This window comes from Vibrio sp. 03-59-1 (genome assembly GCF_013114135.1).
GTDB lineage: Bacteria > Pseudomonadota > Gammaproteobacteria > Enterobacterales > Vibrionaceae > Vibrio > Vibrio cortegadensis.
In genome coordinates this window covers 1-17,336 of record NZ_VTYA01000022.1, presented here as the reverse complement: position 1 = coordinate 17,336, position 17,336 = coordinate 1, and the positions used below count along the sequence as shown (strand labels likewise).

The 17,336-nt window shown below is 41.7% G+C and carries 17 protein-coding genes and 1 pseudogene; 15 read left to right on the top strand and 3 right to left on the bottom strand.

Features of this window, described 5'->3' with window-relative positions:
* Window positions 1–249 precede the first annotated feature (249 nt).
* The 3 genes from F0249_RS17640 to flgA form a co-directional block, all read right to left on the bottom strand.
* The gene (locus tag F0249_RS17640; RefSeq protein WP_171757353.1) at window positions 250–675 is read right to left on the bottom strand and encodes a flagella synthesis protein FlgN; all 426 of its coding nucleotides are present in this window, start codon (window positions 673–675) and stop codon (window positions 250–252) included.
* 19 nt (window positions 676–694) lie between these two features.
* Window positions 695–1,015 (bottom strand): flagellar biosynthesis anti-sigma factor FlgM, encoded by a 321-nt coding sequence (gene flgM / locus F0249_RS17635; RefSeq protein WP_017053310.1) that lies wholly within the window; start codon window positions 1,013–1,015, stop codon window positions 695–697.
* Between the two features lie 195 nt (window positions 1,016–1,210).
* Entirely contained in the window at window positions 1,211–1,957 is a 747-nt protein-coding gene (gene flgA, locus F0249_RS17630; protein WP_171757352.1) for a flagellar basal body P-ring formation chaperone FlgA, read from the bottom strand.
* A 77-nt stretch (window positions 1,958–2,034) separates the two neighbouring features.
* Here flgA and F0249_RS17625 point away from each other — a divergent pair, with 77 nt between their 5' ends.
* The 15 genes and pseudogenes from F0249_RS17625 to F0249_RS17555 all read left to right on the top strand — a co-directional run.
* Window positions 2,035–2,955, top strand: coding sequence for a chemotaxis protein CheV (locus F0249_RS17625; protein ID WP_113795361.1), 921 nt, complete (start codon window positions 2,035–2,037; stop codon window positions 2,953–2,955).
* An 11-nt stretch (window positions 2,956–2,966) separates the two neighbouring features.
* Complete coding sequence (locus tag F0249_RS17620) at window positions 2,967–3,794, top strand: protein-glutamate O-methyltransferase (protein WP_017053307.1); 828 nt, start codon at window positions 2,967–2,969, stop codon at window positions 3,792–3,794.
* A 273-nt stretch (window positions 3,795–4,067) separates the two neighbouring features.
* On the top strand, window positions 4,068–4,463 hold the full coding sequence (gene flgB / locus F0249_RS17615; protein ID WP_017053306.1) for a flagellar basal body rod protein FlgB: 396 nt from the start codon (window positions 4,068–4,070) through the stop codon (window positions 4,461–4,463).
* 4 nt (window positions 4,464–4,467) lie between these two features.
* Window positions 4,468–4,884 (top strand): flagellar basal body rod protein FlgC, encoded by a 417-nt coding sequence (gene flgC / locus F0249_RS17610; protein ID WP_017053305.1) that lies wholly within the window; start codon window positions 4,468–4,470, stop codon window positions 4,882–4,884.
* 17 nt (window positions 4,885–4,901) lie between these two features.
* On the top strand, window positions 4,902–5,615 hold the full coding sequence (gene flgD, locus F0249_RS17605) for a flagellar hook assembly protein FlgD (protein ID WP_017053304.1): 714 nt from the start codon (window positions 4,902–4,904) through the stop codon (window positions 5,613–5,615).
* Window positions 5,616–5,660: 45 nt separating this feature from the next.
* Window positions 5,661–6,965 (top strand): flagellar hook protein FlgE, encoded by a 1,305-nt coding sequence (gene flgE / locus F0249_RS17600; RefSeq protein WP_113795360.1) that lies wholly within the window; start codon window positions 5,661–5,663, stop codon window positions 6,963–6,965.
* Window positions 6,966–7,167: 202 nt separating this feature from the next.
* Complete coding sequence (gene flgF, locus F0249_RS17595; RefSeq protein WP_171757351.1) at window positions 7,168–7,917, top strand: flagellar basal-body rod protein FlgF; 750 nt, start codon at window positions 7,168–7,170, stop codon at window positions 7,915–7,917.
* Window positions 7,918–7,936: 19 nt separating this feature from the next.
* The gene (gene flgG, locus F0249_RS17590; RefSeq protein ID WP_017053301.1) at window positions 7,937–8,725 is read left to right on the top strand and encodes a flagellar basal-body rod protein FlgG; all 789 of its coding nucleotides are present in this window, start codon (window positions 7,937–7,939) and stop codon (window positions 8,723–8,725) included.
* Between the two features lie 52 nt (window positions 8,726–8,777).
* Window positions 8,778–9,554 (top strand): flagellar basal body L-ring protein FlgH, encoded by a 777-nt coding sequence (gene flgH, locus F0249_RS17585; RefSeq protein ID WP_136994402.1) that lies wholly within the window; start codon window positions 8,778–8,780, stop codon window positions 9,552–9,554.
* Window positions 9,555–9,616: 62 nt separating this feature from the next.
* Window positions 9,617–10,708, top strand: a complete 1,092-nt coding sequence (locus tag F0249_RS17580; RefSeq protein ID WP_017053299.1) for a flagellar basal body P-ring protein FlgI — start codon at window positions 9,617–9,619, stop codon at window positions 10,706–10,708.
* Window positions 10,709–10,725: 17 nt separating this feature from the next.
* Window positions 10,726–11,700, top strand: a complete 975-nt coding sequence (flgJ, locus tag F0249_RS17575) for a flagellar assembly peptidoglycan hydrolase FlgJ (RefSeq protein ID WP_171757350.1) — start codon at window positions 10,726–10,728, stop codon at window positions 11,698–11,700.
* Between the two features lie 151 nt (window positions 11,701–11,851).
* Window positions 11,852–13,729 (top strand): flagellar hook-associated protein FlgK, encoded by a 1,878-nt coding sequence (gene flgK / locus F0249_RS17570; protein ID WP_113795356.1) that lies wholly within the window; start codon window positions 11,852–11,854, stop codon window positions 13,727–13,729.
* An 11-nt stretch (window positions 13,730–13,740) separates the two neighbouring features.
* Complete coding sequence (flgL, locus tag F0249_RS17565; RefSeq protein ID WP_113795355.1) at window positions 13,741–14,934, top strand: flagellar hook-associated protein FlgL; 1,194 nt, start codon at window positions 13,741–13,743, stop codon at window positions 14,932–14,934.
* Between the two features lie 460 nt (window positions 14,935–15,394).
* A complete protein-coding gene (locus F0249_RS17560; RefSeq protein ID WP_171757349.1) occupies window positions 15,395–16,531 on the top strand; it encodes a flagellin in 1,137 nt (378 codons plus the stop codon).
* A gap of 641 nt (window positions 16,532–17,172) precedes the next feature.
* Window positions 17,173–17,336 (top strand): annotated as a pseudogene (locus tag F0249_RS17555) (flagellin); the annotation flags it as partial.

Genomic DNA, 17,336 nt, shown 5'->3' with positions numbered 1-17,336 from the left:
TCCAGTTTGAATCAGTCAACCAGTAGCAATATAGGCTAGTTTACGTTTTTCTCCAGAGAACCAATTAGCCATATAACGGTTATGTCCGATTTATGTGAAACTGTACAGACGGCAAAAAGCGGCTATCAAAGCCGCTTTTTTATGTTCTTATTTTAATGCTCTAGCATTGCTGATGAGCTTTTGCGTCTGGTATTTAGTTTTGAATTATTCAGCTTTGAACGATTATACTTTAGACGCTTAAGTAGTCGCTTATGCTTTAATGTTGGTGCCTAGGGTGGAAACCGAGTTTGTTTGGCCTCCTGCATTATAGGTCATACCAACTTTGCCTTGGCTTTGCTGCATCAAGTTATTCAGTTTATTGAAACTTAATTGTGCTCTTTGTAGGGCTTCACCATTCGCACTATTCGCTTGTTGACAATCATGAATAATAGATTGAATAAGAGAGACCATTTCAGCAAGTGCTGGGTCTTCTTTAAGCTCTGCAACATTGGTGTGTGATGCAATTCGTTGATCAGTCTGTCTTAGCTGACTAATTAGAGTCACTTTTTCTTTTGCGATGCGTTCAATATCAACGGATACACGGCTAGTGATCGCAATTTTTTCAAGATCAAGATGTTCAGACAGGTCCTGAGCATTCTTGAGTTGATAATTGACTAGATCAGTTAAAGTCGCCATCGTTTATTATCAGCCTCGATTAGGCTTCAAGCCCTGAAAATTCATTTTCAAATTTCATCATGTTATCAGCCAGTTTTTCTGGATCTACGCTGTAAGATCCATTAGAAATAGCTTCTTTAATTGCTGCTACCTTAGCACTATCAAAACTCGGTTGAGATGCCATTTGTTGGTGAAGTTGACCAATCGCTTTGCCTTGCTGGCTTAGCGATACTTCGTCTTGTTTACCCGTTGCTTTAGGTGCAGATTCCGAGCGACTTGATGCATTCGATTCTGCGCGTGCAGAACTACGATTTGTCGTCGTCATGGGTTGCCCGGAACGTATGTTATCAATACCTGCCATATAAGAGCCTTACTTACGAATTTAGAAACCTGTACAGTCAATATCGACGTCAGGAAGGAATACTTTAGCCTTTTTTTAGTGATTATTTAATCATCATATCTTAAATAGAATAATTTAATTGCTTTTTTATTGAACGACAACGAGTTAAATAGCAAACAAATTGCACTTTAAGCATAAAAATAAAGCTTTTAGAGATTAAAAATAGATAGTGACTTCAGCAATCCCTGTCACTTGCCCATCAATTATACGCTTAGATGTATCATTTTTCACCCGGACCTGATCACCCGTTGACCCGTCCTGAAGAGAGGTTCCTTTAGTTGTGATAGTCATTCCAGATTTGACGGCTCTTATTACCACTTTTTCATTTCGACACACAATGCAGACATCGCCACGCTCAACAACCTCTCCTGGGCGAATACTTTTTTTCAATTTTGCGCCAATAACAAGCTTAGGATCCGAAAACCCTTGGCGTCTAAAGCGGTGCAGTTCTATCATGCCCATAGTGAGATCGCTTTGGCTGATCAAGTCCCCACGAGAGAGTGATCGGGTCGCGGTGACGAGCGGAACGGAAATGGATAAACGAACAGGCACATATATTTGCCAGTTATCTGCTTCGCATTGCACAAGAACATTGATGTTACTGGTAGAATTGCTAGAATTTGAGGCACTAGTTTTGAGCGGTTGAGGGCAATCACTCGCCTTCACTCGAGAATCAATATTTGCCGCTTGTACTGATAGTTCCCCCCCTGGTGGTTGCTGAATTGTATCGAAAATGTGATTTTCAGCAGCTTTCTGGATCAATTCAATTTGTTGTTCTGTAGCCGCGTGGGAGAAAAAACTAAACAAAACGAATAAAATGCCGATAGACTTAACAAAAGTTTTATAGAAAGCTCTACACTTAGTGATGGAAAATGGATCTAAATTATTCATATAATATGCCATTCTGTTTCTCTGTTCTTCACGTAGACGATAATAGACTATCATTTTTGAGATAAAAAGTTTGAGATGGAGATGAGCTTATGACGGGTGTTCTTGATTCAGTGAATCAGCGTACGCAACTTGTTGGTCAAAACCGATTGGAACTTTTAACGTTTCGTCTAATGGGACGACAACGTTACGGTATCAATGTATTTAAAGTAAAAGAAGTACTTCAATGCCCTAAGCTTACTTCAATGCCAAACTTGCATCCGCTGGTTAAAGGCTTGGCACATATTCGCGGTCAAACTATTTCCGTGATTGACTTGAGTGCCGCAATAGGTGGTCGTCCTACAACAGATATAGATAAGTGCTTTGTTGTTATTTCTGAGTTCAACCGTACTATTCAAGGTTTCCTTGTGAGTTCTGTCGAGCGAATTATTAATATGCACTGGGAATCTATCTTGCCACCGCCAGACGGAGCGGGCAAAGCCAATTACCTAACCGCTGTGACAAATATTGATAATGAGTTGGTAGAAATTTTAGATGTAGAAAAAATCTTAATGGAGATTTCACCTGCTGATGAGACGATGGATACCGACCTTGTTGAAGAGATTGCTCAAGTTGAACAAGAAAAAGTTCGCCGAATCTTAATTGCCGATGACTCAACGGTTGCTCGTAAACAAGTGCAAAGAGCGATTGAAGGGATAGGGTTTGAAGTTATATCGGTTAAAGATGGTAAAGAAGCTTATGAAAAGCTGATTGAAATGGCTGAAGAAGGTAGTATATACGAGCAAATATCGTTAGTTATCTCGGATATAGAAATGCCAGAAATGGACGGCTACACGCTAACGGCAGAGATTAGACGAAATCCGCATTTAAAAGATTTATACGTCATACTTCACTCTTCACTTAGTGGCGTATTTAACCAAGCAATGGTTGAAAGGGTGGGTGCAAACTCATTTATAGCGAAATTTAACCCGGATGAGCTTGGTACAGCAGTGAAAACTGCATTAACTAATTAAAAGAGACATTAATGACTGCAATAACTATAAGTGATCAAGAATATCGTGATTTTAGTCGTTTTTTAGAATCCCAGTGCGGTATTGTGCTTGGAGATAGCAAGCAATACCTAGTTAGAAGCCGTTTAAGTCCATTGGTGACTAAGTTTAAACTCGACTCTCTTTCTACTCTTCTAAGGGATGTTGTTAGCGGAAGAAATCGTGAATTGCGAGTTGCCGCTGTTGATGCGATGACGACAAATGAAACACTTTGGTTTCGTGATACTTATCCGTTTGCTGTTTTAGCTGACAAGTTATTACCGGAAATGGCAGCAAATAAACGCCCAATTAAGATTTGGTCTGCGGCGAGCTCTTCGGGCCAAGAACCTTACTCGATGGGGATGACGATCTTAGAGACTCAAGCTCGCAAGCCGGGAATGATACCTAATGTGTCGATTACTGCCACTGACATCTCTGCAAGCATGCTTGATATGTGTCGTGCGGGTGTTTATGACAATCTAGCTTTAGGTCGTGGTTTATCTCCAGAACGTCGCCGTACCTTTTTTGAGGACGCTGGTGATGGTCGAATGAAAATCAAAGACAATGTGAAGCGTCTGGTTAACTTTCGTCCTCAAAACTTGATGGACAGTTATGCATTAATTGGTAAATTTGACATTATCTTCTGCCGTAATGTTCTTATTTACTTCTCACCAGAGATGAAGTCGCAAGTACTTAACCAGATGGCAAATAGCCTTAATCCTGGTGGTTACCTGCTTTTAGGTGCTTCAGAGTCTTTGACTGGTTTAACAGATAAGTTTGAAATGGTTCGATGCAACCCTGGCATTATTTATAAACTGAAGTAGTCGACTCTGGCGTACACAATAAGAGGCCTAGCACTGTTGCTAGGCTTTTTTTTCGTCTGGACAAATTCATCCCTTCTATACTCAAGCAATGCCTTTTTTCAATGATGATTACTAAAGTGGGCTCACATCTTAATTAAAGTCAAGATGGCTCATTTATTGCTAGATATTTATCAGTAGTGAAGATGAAATGTAGATTAGTAGTATTGATTTAAAAGTTGGTACGTTAATTGCTTTTATTTAACTATACGGTCAGTTCTTTAAGTTGAGGTAAACATGGCTATTTCTTTTGACAAAGCATTAGGTATCCACCAATACACGGTTGGTGTACGTGAGCGCAACGCTGAGGTTATATCAACCAATATCGCGCAAGCAAACACACCTGGCTTTAAAGCAAAAGGAATGGACTTTCAGAAAGCATTGCAAGCGGCAAGTTCAGGGGCAAGCATTGGTCTTAGCGAAACTGACGGTCGGCATATTTCTGCCTCTACAACAGTGACTGGGGAAAAACTGTATCGAGTTCCTACTCAGCCTGATACTGGAGATGGCAACACAGTCGATGTTGATTTAGAGCGTAACTTGTTTATGCAAAATCAAATTAGACACCAAGCCTCTCTTGACTTCTTAGGAAGTAAATTCAAGAACTTAACTAAAGCACTTAAAGGGGAATAATTAGATGAGCTTATTTAATGTATTCAATGTAACAGGTTCAGCCATGAGTGCGGAATCAGTTCGTCTTAATACAACCTCTAGTAACTTAGCGAACGCGGACAGCGTAAGTAGTTCTGTTAAAGACACTTACAAAGCTCGCCACGCGGTGTTTGGTGCGGAATTAAGTAAAGCGCGTTATAACCGTGACCATAACGTGCCAGTGAAAGTATTAGGTATTGTAGAAAGTGATAAACCACTCAATGCAGAATATAACCCGGATCACCCATTAGCGAATGACGAAGGTTTTATTTACAAACCGAACGTTAACGTGATGGAAGAAATGGCAAACATGATATCAGCTTCTCGTGCGTACCAAACGAACGTACAAGTAGCGGATTCAAGTAAACAGATGCTGCTGCGTACGCTGCAGATGGGTCAATAAGGTTCAGGGGGTAGCGTATGGCCGGAATAAATAATATTGGTCAACAAAGCGGCTTGTCCTATGTTGATCAGCTAAAAAGCCTTCAAGAGAATACCAAGAAGCCAGATGAGACAACGGGGAAACAAGATCTTAAACAAGAAGATTTTCTATCTCTGCTCACCAAGCAACTTGCTCAACAAGATCCTTTTAAGCCGGTTAGCAATGACCAAATGATTGCGCAAATGGCTTCATTTGCGACGGTTGATGGCATTGGAAAAATGAATACACAGTTTGAAAGCTTGAATTCATCAATGACATCTAACCAAGCACTACAGGCGTCTTCATTAGTAGGGCGTGATGTACTTGTTCCAGGTGCTGCGGGTATTAAGCAGGCAGAAGGCGGAATGGCGGCGATGGTTAAACTCCCTCAAGCAGTGGACAATTTATTTGTACGCGTTGAGAACGAGATGGGCCAATTAATTCGTACGTTAGACGTTGGAGCTAAGACTGCTGGCGATACTCGTGTTGAATGGGACGGAAAAGATGAAAACGGTAATCCATTGCCAGCTGGCAAATATAACGTGAAAGCGGCAGGTTTGTTAGATGGGGAGAGTGCTGAATTCGGCGTATCAACGTATGCGAACGTGAACAGTGTTCTTCTTGGTAAAGGTGATGGTAACGTACTGCTCAATCTGGCTGGATTTCCTTCGCCAGTTCGACTTGCTGAAGTACTAGAAGTTGGCAAAGCGTAACGCTTTATAGAGTTATAACGCTAGCTAGATTAGGAGATTTTTGGAATGTCATATATTTCGTTAAGCGGTTTATCCGCAGCTCAGTTAGATCTGAACACAACCAGTAACAACATTGCCAACGCAAACTCATTCGGCTTTAAAGAGTCTCGTGCGGAGTTCGGCGATGTTTATTCGAATTCACTGTTTACGAATTCTAAAACAGTCACGGGCGGTGGTGCTCAAGCGAACAAAGTAGCTCAACAATTCCATGAAGGTTCAAGTATTTATACGAATAACCCAATGGACTTACGAATCAGCGGTACAGGTTTCTTTGCAGTAGCAAAAGAGCGACTAGAACCAACGACGAATGAGCTTACTCGTAATGGCGCTTTCCACCTAAATAAAGATAACTACATGGTTACCTCTAATGAAGAGTATCTTTTAGGCTATACCGTAAACCCTGATACTGATGAAGTGACGTCTTACGAGCCGAAACCATTAAACATTCCTGCAGAATTTGGTAAGCCAAAGCAAACTGAGAATATTGATGTAGGTGTTAACTTACCTGCAAATGGCGATTTGAAAGATCCGGCAGCATTTGATTTCAATGACCCTGATTCTTACAACCGTTCTACATCTTCAACGATTTACGACTCTATGGGTCAATCGTACAAGATGACGACGTATTACCTTAAAGATCAAACTCAGCCAAATACTTGGAACTCTTACTACACAGTAACGGACGACCTAGGCGAGAAACCAGTCAACATTACTGGCGGTGATGCTACTAATGCTACGGGGCATATTGGCCACACAATGAAGTTCAATAATGATGGTACTTTAGCCTCATTAAATAGTGGACTTCCTATGGTGTCTGAAGCGCTCGGAGCTGGTGCAAACCCTATTAATTTGAATGGTGCTGATGTTACTCAAACTCTTAATTTCGGTTTAGATCAAGCGACCCAATTTGCCGCTCCATTTGAAGTCACCAAGTTTGATGAAGATGGTGCAACAACGGGTTTCTTGAGCAAAATTGACTTTGATGAACGTGGTAGCATTTTAGGGACTTACTCAAATGGTGAATCTGTCACATTAGGCCGTGTTGGTTTAGTGCGAGTGCCAAATGAGCAAGGTCTTGATAAAAAAGGTGGAACCCAGTGGGATTCAACTCAACTTTCAGGTGCTAAAATCTGGGGTGAATCAAACAAAGGTTCGTACGGTAGCGTGAGTAGCGGCACATTGGAGCAATCCAATATCGATATGACTCAAGAGCTTGTTGACCTGATTTCAGCTCAGCGTAACTTCCAAGCAAACTCTCGTTCGCTTGAAGTGCATAACCAACTGCAGCAAAATATCCTACAAATCCGTTAATTCTAGTGTTAACAATCATTGGTACAATATCAAACTGGGTGGCAAACTCAGTTTGATATTCTTTGCCTCTTTACGGCAATACTCTCTTCAATATTTTCCTTTCAAACAACGCGCTCCTTTAATTAACTGAATTAAAAGGTTTTTTTATATTGGCATATAAATTGCTTTTCAATAGTCAGACGATGATTTTTTGGAGCAAATTATGGATCGCGCACTGTTTCTTGCCATGAGTGGCGCTAAGCAAAACATGCAAGCATTGCAGCTTAGAGCAAACAACTTAGCTAACGTAAGTACCCCGGGTTTTCGAGCGGATTTAGCTCAAGCTCGTTCAATGCAAGCGTATGGTGAAGGTTTGCCGACTCGTGTATTTAGCATGACAGAACGCCCTGGACATAATTTCTCCCAAGGAAGCGTGATAACGACTGGCCGAGACCTTGATGTAACTATTGAAGGTGAAGGCTGGATTTCCGTTATAGATAAGACGGGAAAAGAGGGCTTAACTCGTAACGGTAATTTAAAAATTGATCAAAACGGTCTGTTACTTAATGGTAATGGTCACCTTGTTTTAGGTGATACAGGCGCTCCGATATCTCTTCCGATTCCATTGAGTAAAGTTGAAATTGGACGCGATGGCACTATTTCCGTTCTTCCACAAGGCGCTCCAGCTACTGAGATGGAACAAATTGATCGCATCAAATTGACTCGTTCAAACCCACAAACATTGTTTAAAGACTCAAATGGTTTATTCCGTTTGAAAGATCCAAATCTGGCGTACGAAGCTGATGCTGGTGTTCACATTCTAACCGGTGCGATTGAAGGTAGTAATGTAAACGCAGTAGGCGAAATGACCAGTCTAATTGACCTTCAACGTCAATTTGAAATGCAAGTCAAAATGATGAGCACAGCAGAAGAGATGGACAAGTCGTCCGATTCACTGCTTCGTATGAGCTAATAGATTTAAGGGGATTGTCATGCATCCAGCATTATGGGTAAGTAAAACAGGTTTAGATGCTCAACAAACGAATATCTCAACCATTTCAAATAACTTGGCGAATGCCTCGACCATTGGCTTTAAAAAGAGCCGCCCAGTGTTTGAAGATTTGTTCTATCAAAATATTAACCAACCTGGTGGTCAGTCATCACAAAATACCGAGCTTCCTAGCGGTTTAATGCTTGGTGCTGGTGCGAAAGTCGTGGCGACGCAAAAAGTGCACACTCACGGTAATGCCCAAACGACCACCAACAGTTTGGATATGATGATTGAAGGTGATGGCTTTTTCCAAATCAACATGCCTGATGGCAACATCGGTTATAGCCGAAATGGTCAATTCACGTTGAACTCTGAAGGGATCATTGTGACTTCAGGTTCTGGCTACTCTCTTGAACCAGAAATCACCATTCCTGAAGATGCGATCTCAATTACTGTTGGTAACGATGGTGAAGTGTCCGTGCGAGTTCGTGGCCAGCAGGATAACCAAGTGGTCGGTCAAATTACCACAGTAGATTTCGTTAACCCTGGTGGTTTAGAACCTTTAGGACAAAACCTTTATTTACCGACTGGTGCGAGTGGTGATCCACAAGAAGGCGTTCCGGGGTTAGACGGTTTAGGTTCAGTTCGTCAATCAATGCTTGAAACATCAAACGTTAATGTAACGGAAGAGTTGGTTAATATGATTGAAGCGCAACGAGTTTATGAAATGAACTCTAAAGTTATATCGTCCGTCGATAAAATGATGAGCTTCGTGAACCAGCAGTTGTAATGACTCGTATCCGATAAAGACATTAAAGATTAACTAACCAGAGAATATCGCTATGAAACGTCTACTATGCTTAGCTTTTATTGCCTCTTTAAGTGGCTGTACTATGTTGGAACCTGTAGAAACAACAGAAGTACAACAAGGAACAACAGTAGTCGATGCAGTAGAAGGCGATAAGTCAGAAGACGAGAGCTCTGGGATTGTTGATACACTGCGTGGAAGAACCGACCCTGTCGCTGGTGATCCGGCTTGGGCTCCAATTCACCCGAAACAAAAAGCAGAGCACTACGCGGCGGCAACAGGCTCGCTGTTCAATGCCGACCAAGTGAGTAATTTATATGATGATTCGAAGCCTCATGGTTTAGGAGATATCATTACCGTTACTCTAGATGAAAGCACCAAAGCGGCAAAAAGTTCCGATGCTGATTTATCAAAAGCGAATGACTCATCAATGGATCCGATCTTTGTTGGGGGGAATGAATTAAAAATCCAAGATTATAACTTCTCTTACGAACTCTCGAATGATAACTCCTACAAAGGCAGTGCAGCCGCAAACCAAAGCAATAGCTTGAGTGGCTCAATTACAGTGGAAGTTATTGAAGTATTGGCCAATGGTAACTTGGTGATCCGCGGTGAAAAATGGCTCACACTGAATACAGGTGACGAGTACATTCGCTTGAGCGGCACGATCCGACCGGATGATGTCGCCTTCGATAACACCATCGCATCTAACCGAATTTCTAATGCTCGAATTCAATATTCAGGCACCGGAACTCAACAAGATATGCAAGAGCCAGGATTCTTGGCACGATTCTTCAATGTAGCTTTATAATCACAAAATTACAGTCGAAGTATTGGCGTAGTTTTGTCAGCTAGATATTAAGGTATTTGAAGATGAAGAAACTCACCCTATTACTACTCGGCATGATATTTTGTGTCACAAGTGCTCAAGCGGCACGAATCAAAGACGTTTCAAAAATTGCTGGTGTCCGTAGTAACCAGTTGGTGGGTTACGGTTTAGTTTCAGGTTTACCGGGCACGGGTGAGTCAACTCCCTTTACCGATCAAAGCTTTAACGCCATGTTGCAAAATTTTGGGATTCAACTACCGCCAGGTACTAAACCTAAAACAAAAAACATTGCAGCGGTAATGGTGACGGCTGAAATGCCAGCCTTTTCGAAACAGGGTCAACAAGTCGATATCACTGTCTCTTCCATTGGATCGGCAAAAAGCCTGCGTGGCGGTACATTACTGCAAACATTCCTAAAAGGTCTTGATGGGCAGGTTTATGCCGTTGCACAAGGCAATCTAGTGGTCAGTGGTTTTAGTGCTACTGGCGCTGATGGTTCAAAAATTGTCGGAAACAACCCAACAGTCGGCCTTATCTCTGGCGGTGCTACCGTTGAACGAGAAATTCCATCGCCTTTTGGTCGTGGCGATTACATTACCTTTAATCTTCTTGAGTCCGATTTCACAACGGCACAACGCATGGCTGACGCAGTCAATAACTTCTTAGGTCCGCAAATGGCATCGGCTGTGGATTCAACTTCGGTTCGAGTTCGTGCTCCTCGTGAGATTAGCCAGCGCGTTGCCTTCCTTTCTGCTGTTGAAAATATTGAATTCAACCCTGCAGATGGCGCAGCAAAAATCATTGTAAACTCTCGAACGGGTACAATTGTGGTCGGTAAGCATGTTCGCCTTAAAGCCGCGGCGGTAACACATGGTGGAATGACCGTTGCGATTAAAGAAAACTTGAACGTGAGCCAGCCAAATGGATTTTCTGGTGGACAAACGGTTGTTGTGCCTGATTCCGATATCGAAGTCACAGAAGAACAAGGGAAAATGTTTAAATTTGAACCTGGCTTAACTCTTGATGATCTTGTTCGAGCGGTAAACGAAGTGGGTGCAGCTCCTTCCGATTTAATGGCTATCCTTCAGGCGCTGAAACAAGCTGGCGCGATTGAAGGTCAGTTAATCATTATCTAACCAACAGAGGTTTTCCTATGATCAAGAATCCTACCGATGTTGGCTTTGTGCATGATATTTCAAGCCTAGACCGTTTACGTCAACAAGCTGTAAATGGAGAAGAGGGCGATGAGAAAGCCGCATTAACCGCCGCCGCAAAACAGTTTGAATCTATTTTCACGTCGATGTTGTTTAAATCAATGCGTGATGCTAACTCAAGTTTTAAGTCTGACATGATGAACAGCCAGAATGAGGATTTTTATCGTCAAATGTTAGATGATCAAATGTCGACAGAATTGAGCTCCTCTGGATCGCTTGGTCTTGCTGATATGATTGTTGCGCAGCTCAGCCAAGGTCAGAGTTCTGAAGCGGATAAAACCGAAGTTCGTATGCGTAATGAAGCGTTTGATACTTCCTTACGTTTGCCAGTTAATGAAGAAAAAGCACGCTTGATCGCGGATCGAGTCCTTAAAAAGCAACAAGTCAGTCAAGTAGAACCGACGTCATTTGAATCTCCACAATCCTTTGTGCAATCTATGCGTCCATACGCTGAAAAAGCGGCAAAAACTCTTGGTGTCGAGCCTTCATTATTACTTGCTCAGGCGGCACTTGAAACGGGCTGGGGGCAAAAAGTCGTTCAAAATTCGGTGGATAACAGTAACAATCTATTCAACATTAAAGCTGATAGAAGCTGGAAAGGTGACAAAATTGCCACTCAAACATTGGAGTTTCATGATAATACGCCAGTTAAAGAGAGTGCTTCATTCCGTTCTTACTCTTCATATCAAGAAAGCTTTAATGATTACGTTCGCTTCTTGAATGATAACCCGAGATACAAAACGGCACTTCAAGTCGGAAATGGTGATGAACTTTCCAGCTTAAACGGTCAAGGTGAAAATGGTGATAACTCTGAAGTATTCATCAGAGGCATTCATCAGGCTGGGTATGCAACAGACCCTCAATATGCAGATAAAGTGTTGCGTGTTAAAGCGAAAATCGACCAAATGAATTAAGATAAATCAATCAGAATAAAGGCTTATAATGACATAAGCCTTTTTTATTATTCCCTTCAAAACGCCCTCCTAAATATCTGGTACATATCTTGCTTTATATCCCTTAAGCATCGGCAATTGCTGATTTTTGTTTGAGTTTTTTGGGGGCTTTATGGCATCGGATCTTCTGAATGTAGGTACTCAGAGCGTACTTACCGCTCAGAGACAGTTGAATACCACTGGTCATAACATTTCTAACGTAAATACAGAGGGTTACAGTCGTCAGTCTGTAGTTCAAGCTGTAAATGCACCGCGCCAGTACGGTGGGGAAACCTATGGAATGGGTGTGCATGTGGAAAATGTTCGCCGCTCTTGGGATCAATTTGCCGTTAAAGAACTCAATATCGCAACAACCAATGCCGCGAAAGCTGAAGATGTAGAGTCTAATTTAGATATGCTCTCTAGCATGCTCTCTTCTGTCGCGTCTAAAAAAATTCCAGAAACATTAAATGACTGGTTTGATTCGATCAAAACGCTTGCAGATAGCCCTAATAATGTTGGTGCAAGGAAAGTAGTACTTGAGAAAGCCGACCTAATCAGCCAAAACTTGAATAATTTCCATGAAACCGTTCGCCAGCAATCTGAAGCCGTAAATAAAAAACTAGACATGGGTATCGAAAGAATTAATCAACTCGCGGTTGAAATTCGAGATGTCCAACGTTTGATGATGCGCACCCCTGGACCACATAATGATCTACGAGATCAGCATGAAACGCTCATTAAAGAGTTATCCGAATATACCAAAGTGAGCGTGACACCACGAGCTAATGCCGAAGGCTATAACGTTCATATTGGCGGCGGACATACATTAGTATCAGGCTCGGAATCCAGTCAATTAAAGATGGTTGGTGGCTACCCAGATGTCCACCAACGACGTTTAGCTGTGGTAGAAGGCAAAGCGGTCAAAGTAATTGATAGCCGATCGATTGATGGAAAACTTGGTTCGATGCTGGATATGCGTGATAACCAAATTCCAAATATCATGGATGAACTTGGTCGACTGGCCACTGCTTTATCTTATGAAGTGAATGGATTGCAAGCACAAGGCTTAGATATGAACGGGAATGTAGGTGGTTTGATCTACACCGACATTAACTCGGAAATCGTCGCGAGTTCGCGTGTTGTGACTAAAGGTGATTCAGAAGCCGATATTGCGGTGTTTATTGCCAATACCAGTGAACTAAAAGGCGGAGAATACGGATTACGCTACGATGGCAGTAATTATGTAGTGACAAAACCAACCGGTGAAAGTGTCACTGTTCAGGTTGATGACTCTGGCTCATTTTATTTAGATGGGATGAGAGTTGAGGTTCGTAATGCACCTGAAGAAGGTGAACGAATTTTACTGCGCCCAACGCGATCTGGTGCGGCTCAAATGCAGCTGGAAACGAACGATCCAAACGCAATTGCAGCACAAAGCTATGAAGCGTCGACCACCTTTGCACAAGGGACGGCTACGTTCAATATTTTAGCCGCTGGTGATCTTCGAGAGTTTGAAGTTATCGTTTCACCGAAGGGCGATCAATTTGCGGTGATTGATACGAAAGGTAAAGTTCTTTTAGATCCGCAACCTTATCCACCAAATACACCTATTACTGTTATGGGTACTACATTTGAATTATCAGGCGGCGCGATTGCCGATGATAAATTTACGGCAAACCTTGTCCCTTCTGAAGGGGATAACGGCAACTTACGTAAAATGCAGAACATTCAAACGGACAAAAAGTTAAATGGCAATGAAGCGACGGTTTTAGATGTTTACCACAACTTGAACACCGATGTGGGGCTGAAAATGTCCACCGCTACACGGCTAAATGAGATCGCGACGTTAGAAAAAGAGTCCGCGTCGGAACGTCTTGCTTCAATATCTGGGGTTAACCTCGATGAAGAAGCTGCCAATATGATGAAGTTTCAACAAGCTTATATGGCGTCGTCAAGAATCATGCAAGCGGCAAATGACACTTTCAATACCATTTTGGCCTTGAGATAGGGGGATCGTGAATGTTGAATCGAATTTCTAGCTTTCATAATTACCAATCCGTTCAAAATGATTTTCGTCGTCAAGAGAATAAGGTTTTCCATAACCAAGCTCAGCTAGCGTCAGGAAAAAAATTACTTTCGCCAAGTGATGACCCACTTGCGACGCACTATTTACAAAATATTAACCAGCAGTCAGAGCAACTCAAGCAGTACTTGGATGCCATTGTTTTGGTTCGTAACCGTTTAGAACATCATGAAGTGGTGATTGCGAATACCGAAGAGTTTACAGATGAAGCGAAACGAACCGTTATGGAGATGATTAACGGTGCGTTATCCCCTGAAGATCGGCAAGCAAAGGCACGCGAAATCGAAGAATTAGCTTCAAATTTTTTGAACCTAGCCAATACACAAGATGAGTCTGGTAACTATACACTGGCGGGGACAAAGCCTAAGAATCAACCGTTTTTCCGAGATAATGATGGAACGGTAACGTACTCCGGTGACGATTATCAAAGAAAAATGCGTATCTCTAACAGTCTAGAAATGGCCATGAATGATCCAGGTAGCAAGTTATTCATGGAAATTGAAAATCCATTTGGTGATTTTGAACCACAATACGAGCTACAAAATGGTTCGCACTTACTGTTAGATAAAGCAGTCAACAGCAACTTTGGTGATACCTCGGTCTATAAGGTCACATTTGTCGATATGAACACCGGAAAATTTGGCTATCAGCTTGAGAAAGACGGCAGTGTCGTAAAAGCAGACGAATTTGACCCGGGTAAAGGCATTGATTACGAAGGCGTCAATATACGTGTTCGAGGCCAGATAACCAAAGGTGATGCCATTTCACTGGAGCCAAGATCAACGTTCAGTGTTTTTGATAGCTTTAAAGATGCGATGGAGTTGTCCAAATCTTCAGTTTCCGATACTTCGGCTACCGCAAAGCTGCATCAAGTGACAGAAGAGTTCCATGCCGCATTTATTCATTTAAATAAAGCAAGAACGGATGCTGGTGCTCGTTTGAATACACTTGATATTCAAGAGCAGCAGCATGAAGACTTTAATTTAACGTTAGCAAAATCCAAAAGTAAGTTTGAAGATCTTGATTACTCTAAAGCAGTCATTGAATTTAACGAGAATTCAAGAGCTTTGCAGGCATCTCAGCAAGCTTTCGGAAAAACAAAAGATCTTACGTTGTTTAATTACATTTAAGTTATCGATAACCAGAGATGATGCGTCTTGCCGATCTGTGGCTAGAAGTGAGTTGACCTTATTTTTGATGGTGCCTTATGAGCTATGCCTTAAGTGCAAAAAAATGAGATTGAACATTGAAGGAATGAGTTTGCCGCAAGATGATTGACGGTAAATGAGCTGTCTATAAAGGCGGCAATAGAACGAGAAAGGTGAATGGAGTTCAAGCGAAAGAAAAGAACATTCACTTAGCTGGTTTCTTTTGTAAGTAATTGTATTTAAGTGTTTATTTTATTTTCAAATAAATAAATAAAAACTTGGCACACAAATCGCATATATTAAATCAGTACGAATTACACAATTTTAAACCTATTGATGTATCAATAGATTTAGCGAGAATTTTTACGGTCAGTGCTTTTCCAAATGAGAGTAAAGCTGGCCGCTTCGCATCAAGCTTGCGAACTCAAAAGGAGAGCAACTAATGGCTGTAACAGTAAGCACAAACGTACCGGCGATGACGGCACAACGTTACCTCAATAAGGCGAATGATGAGCTAAGCGTTTCAATGGAACGCCTATCTTCAGGCCATAAGATTAACAGCGCAAAAGATGATGCGGCTGGTCTACAGATTTCGAATCGTCTAACTGCGCAATCTCGTGGTTTAGATGTAGCAATGCGTAACGCGAACGATGGTATATCTATCGCTCAAACGGCTGAAGGGGCGATGAACGAATCGACCAATGTACTTCAACGTATGCGTGACCTAGCCCTACAATCTGCGAATGGTACTAACTCAGACGCTGAACGTCAGGCGATTAACGAAGAATCTCAAGATCTTCAAGATGAGTTGAACCGTATAGCAGAGACAACCTCTTTTGGTGGTAGACGTCTGCTGAATGGTTCGTTCGGTGACGCTTCTTTCCAAATCGGTTCGAATGCGGGTGAAGCAATGATCATGGCGCTGACCAGTATCCGTGCAGATGATAGCCGAATGGGTGGTAGCACTTTCTTTGCTGAAAACGGTAAAGACAAAGATTGGGGTGTGGCTCCCGATAAAAAAGATATAAAATTTGAGTTTATTACCAAAGAAGGCGAAGAGATTTCAATTAACATTGACGCAAAAGCGGGTGATGATATTGAAGAACTTGCGACTTCGATTAACGGCCAAACGGCAATGGTCAATGCTTCAGTTAGTGATGAAGGTAAACTGCAGATATTCGTCGCAGAACCGAATTTACAAGGCGATATGTCGATTTCTGGTAGTTTAGCATCGGACTTAGGCTTAAGTTCTGAAGGTGTACATACAACCGTGCAAGATATCGATATGCGTACAGTGGCTGGCTCGCAAAATGCTGTGAGTATTGTGGATGCAGCACTTAAGTATGTTGACTCACAACGTTCAGACCTCGGTGCGAAACAGAACCGTTTAAGCCATAGTATTAGTAACTTAGCGAACGTTCAAGAGAACGTAGATGCTTCTAACAGCCGTATTAAAGATACCGATTTTGCGAAAGAAACAACGCAAATGACGAAAGCACAAATTCTGCAACAGGCAGGGACGTCAATCCTTGCTCAAGCAAAACAGTTGCCAAACTCTGCAATGTCACTATTGCAGTAGCTATAAGGAATCCTTATCAGCAATGTTCAGACGTGAGCGCGCTAATAGGGATAACTTGGCAAAGTATGCTTACTATTGGATGAAGAACTCTCTCACTTTGTTCTCCATTTTTACAGTAAACATACACTCGGTCAGCCAGTAATGTGTTCATTTCTCTTGATCTCCACATAGGCTCTGGTTACCAACCGGCCCCGGTTCTCTCAAAGGAAAAGGGGCTTTTCTCTATCTGCTACTTAATAAAAACCTGCTACTTAATAAAGTCTGTTACTTAATAAAAATTTGCTACTTGATAAAACCTGTAATTGAGTAAATATTTTATTCAGCAACGCTGCCTGCAAATGAGTGAAACCACCCCCAAAAACTCATAATCTGACGACTACTATCTTTGTCATCCTCTCCGAAATATCAAAAAATCACCGTCCTTCACGGCTATGTCTTTCCTTTGCTACCGATTTTCTTTAGATTTTAATTTTATTAAGTTATTGATTTTAAATATAAATAAAATTTATTGATGATTTTTATTAATTTTCTTCTAAAGCATTTTGAATTAGCGCCGTTATTAAAAGTAACTTTGAGAGAACTACTTGGTTTTTCGAGACGTCGAAAACCGCTACAACGAAAAATCAATTGGAGAAATCACCATGGCAGTGAATGTAAATACTAACGTATCAGCGATGACAGCACAGCGTCACCTTAATAACTCGACAAGTGCTCAGCAAACCTCAATGGAACGCCTATCATCAGGCTTCAAAATTAACAGTGCGAAAGACGACGCAGCGGGTCTACAAATTTCGAACCGTTTAAA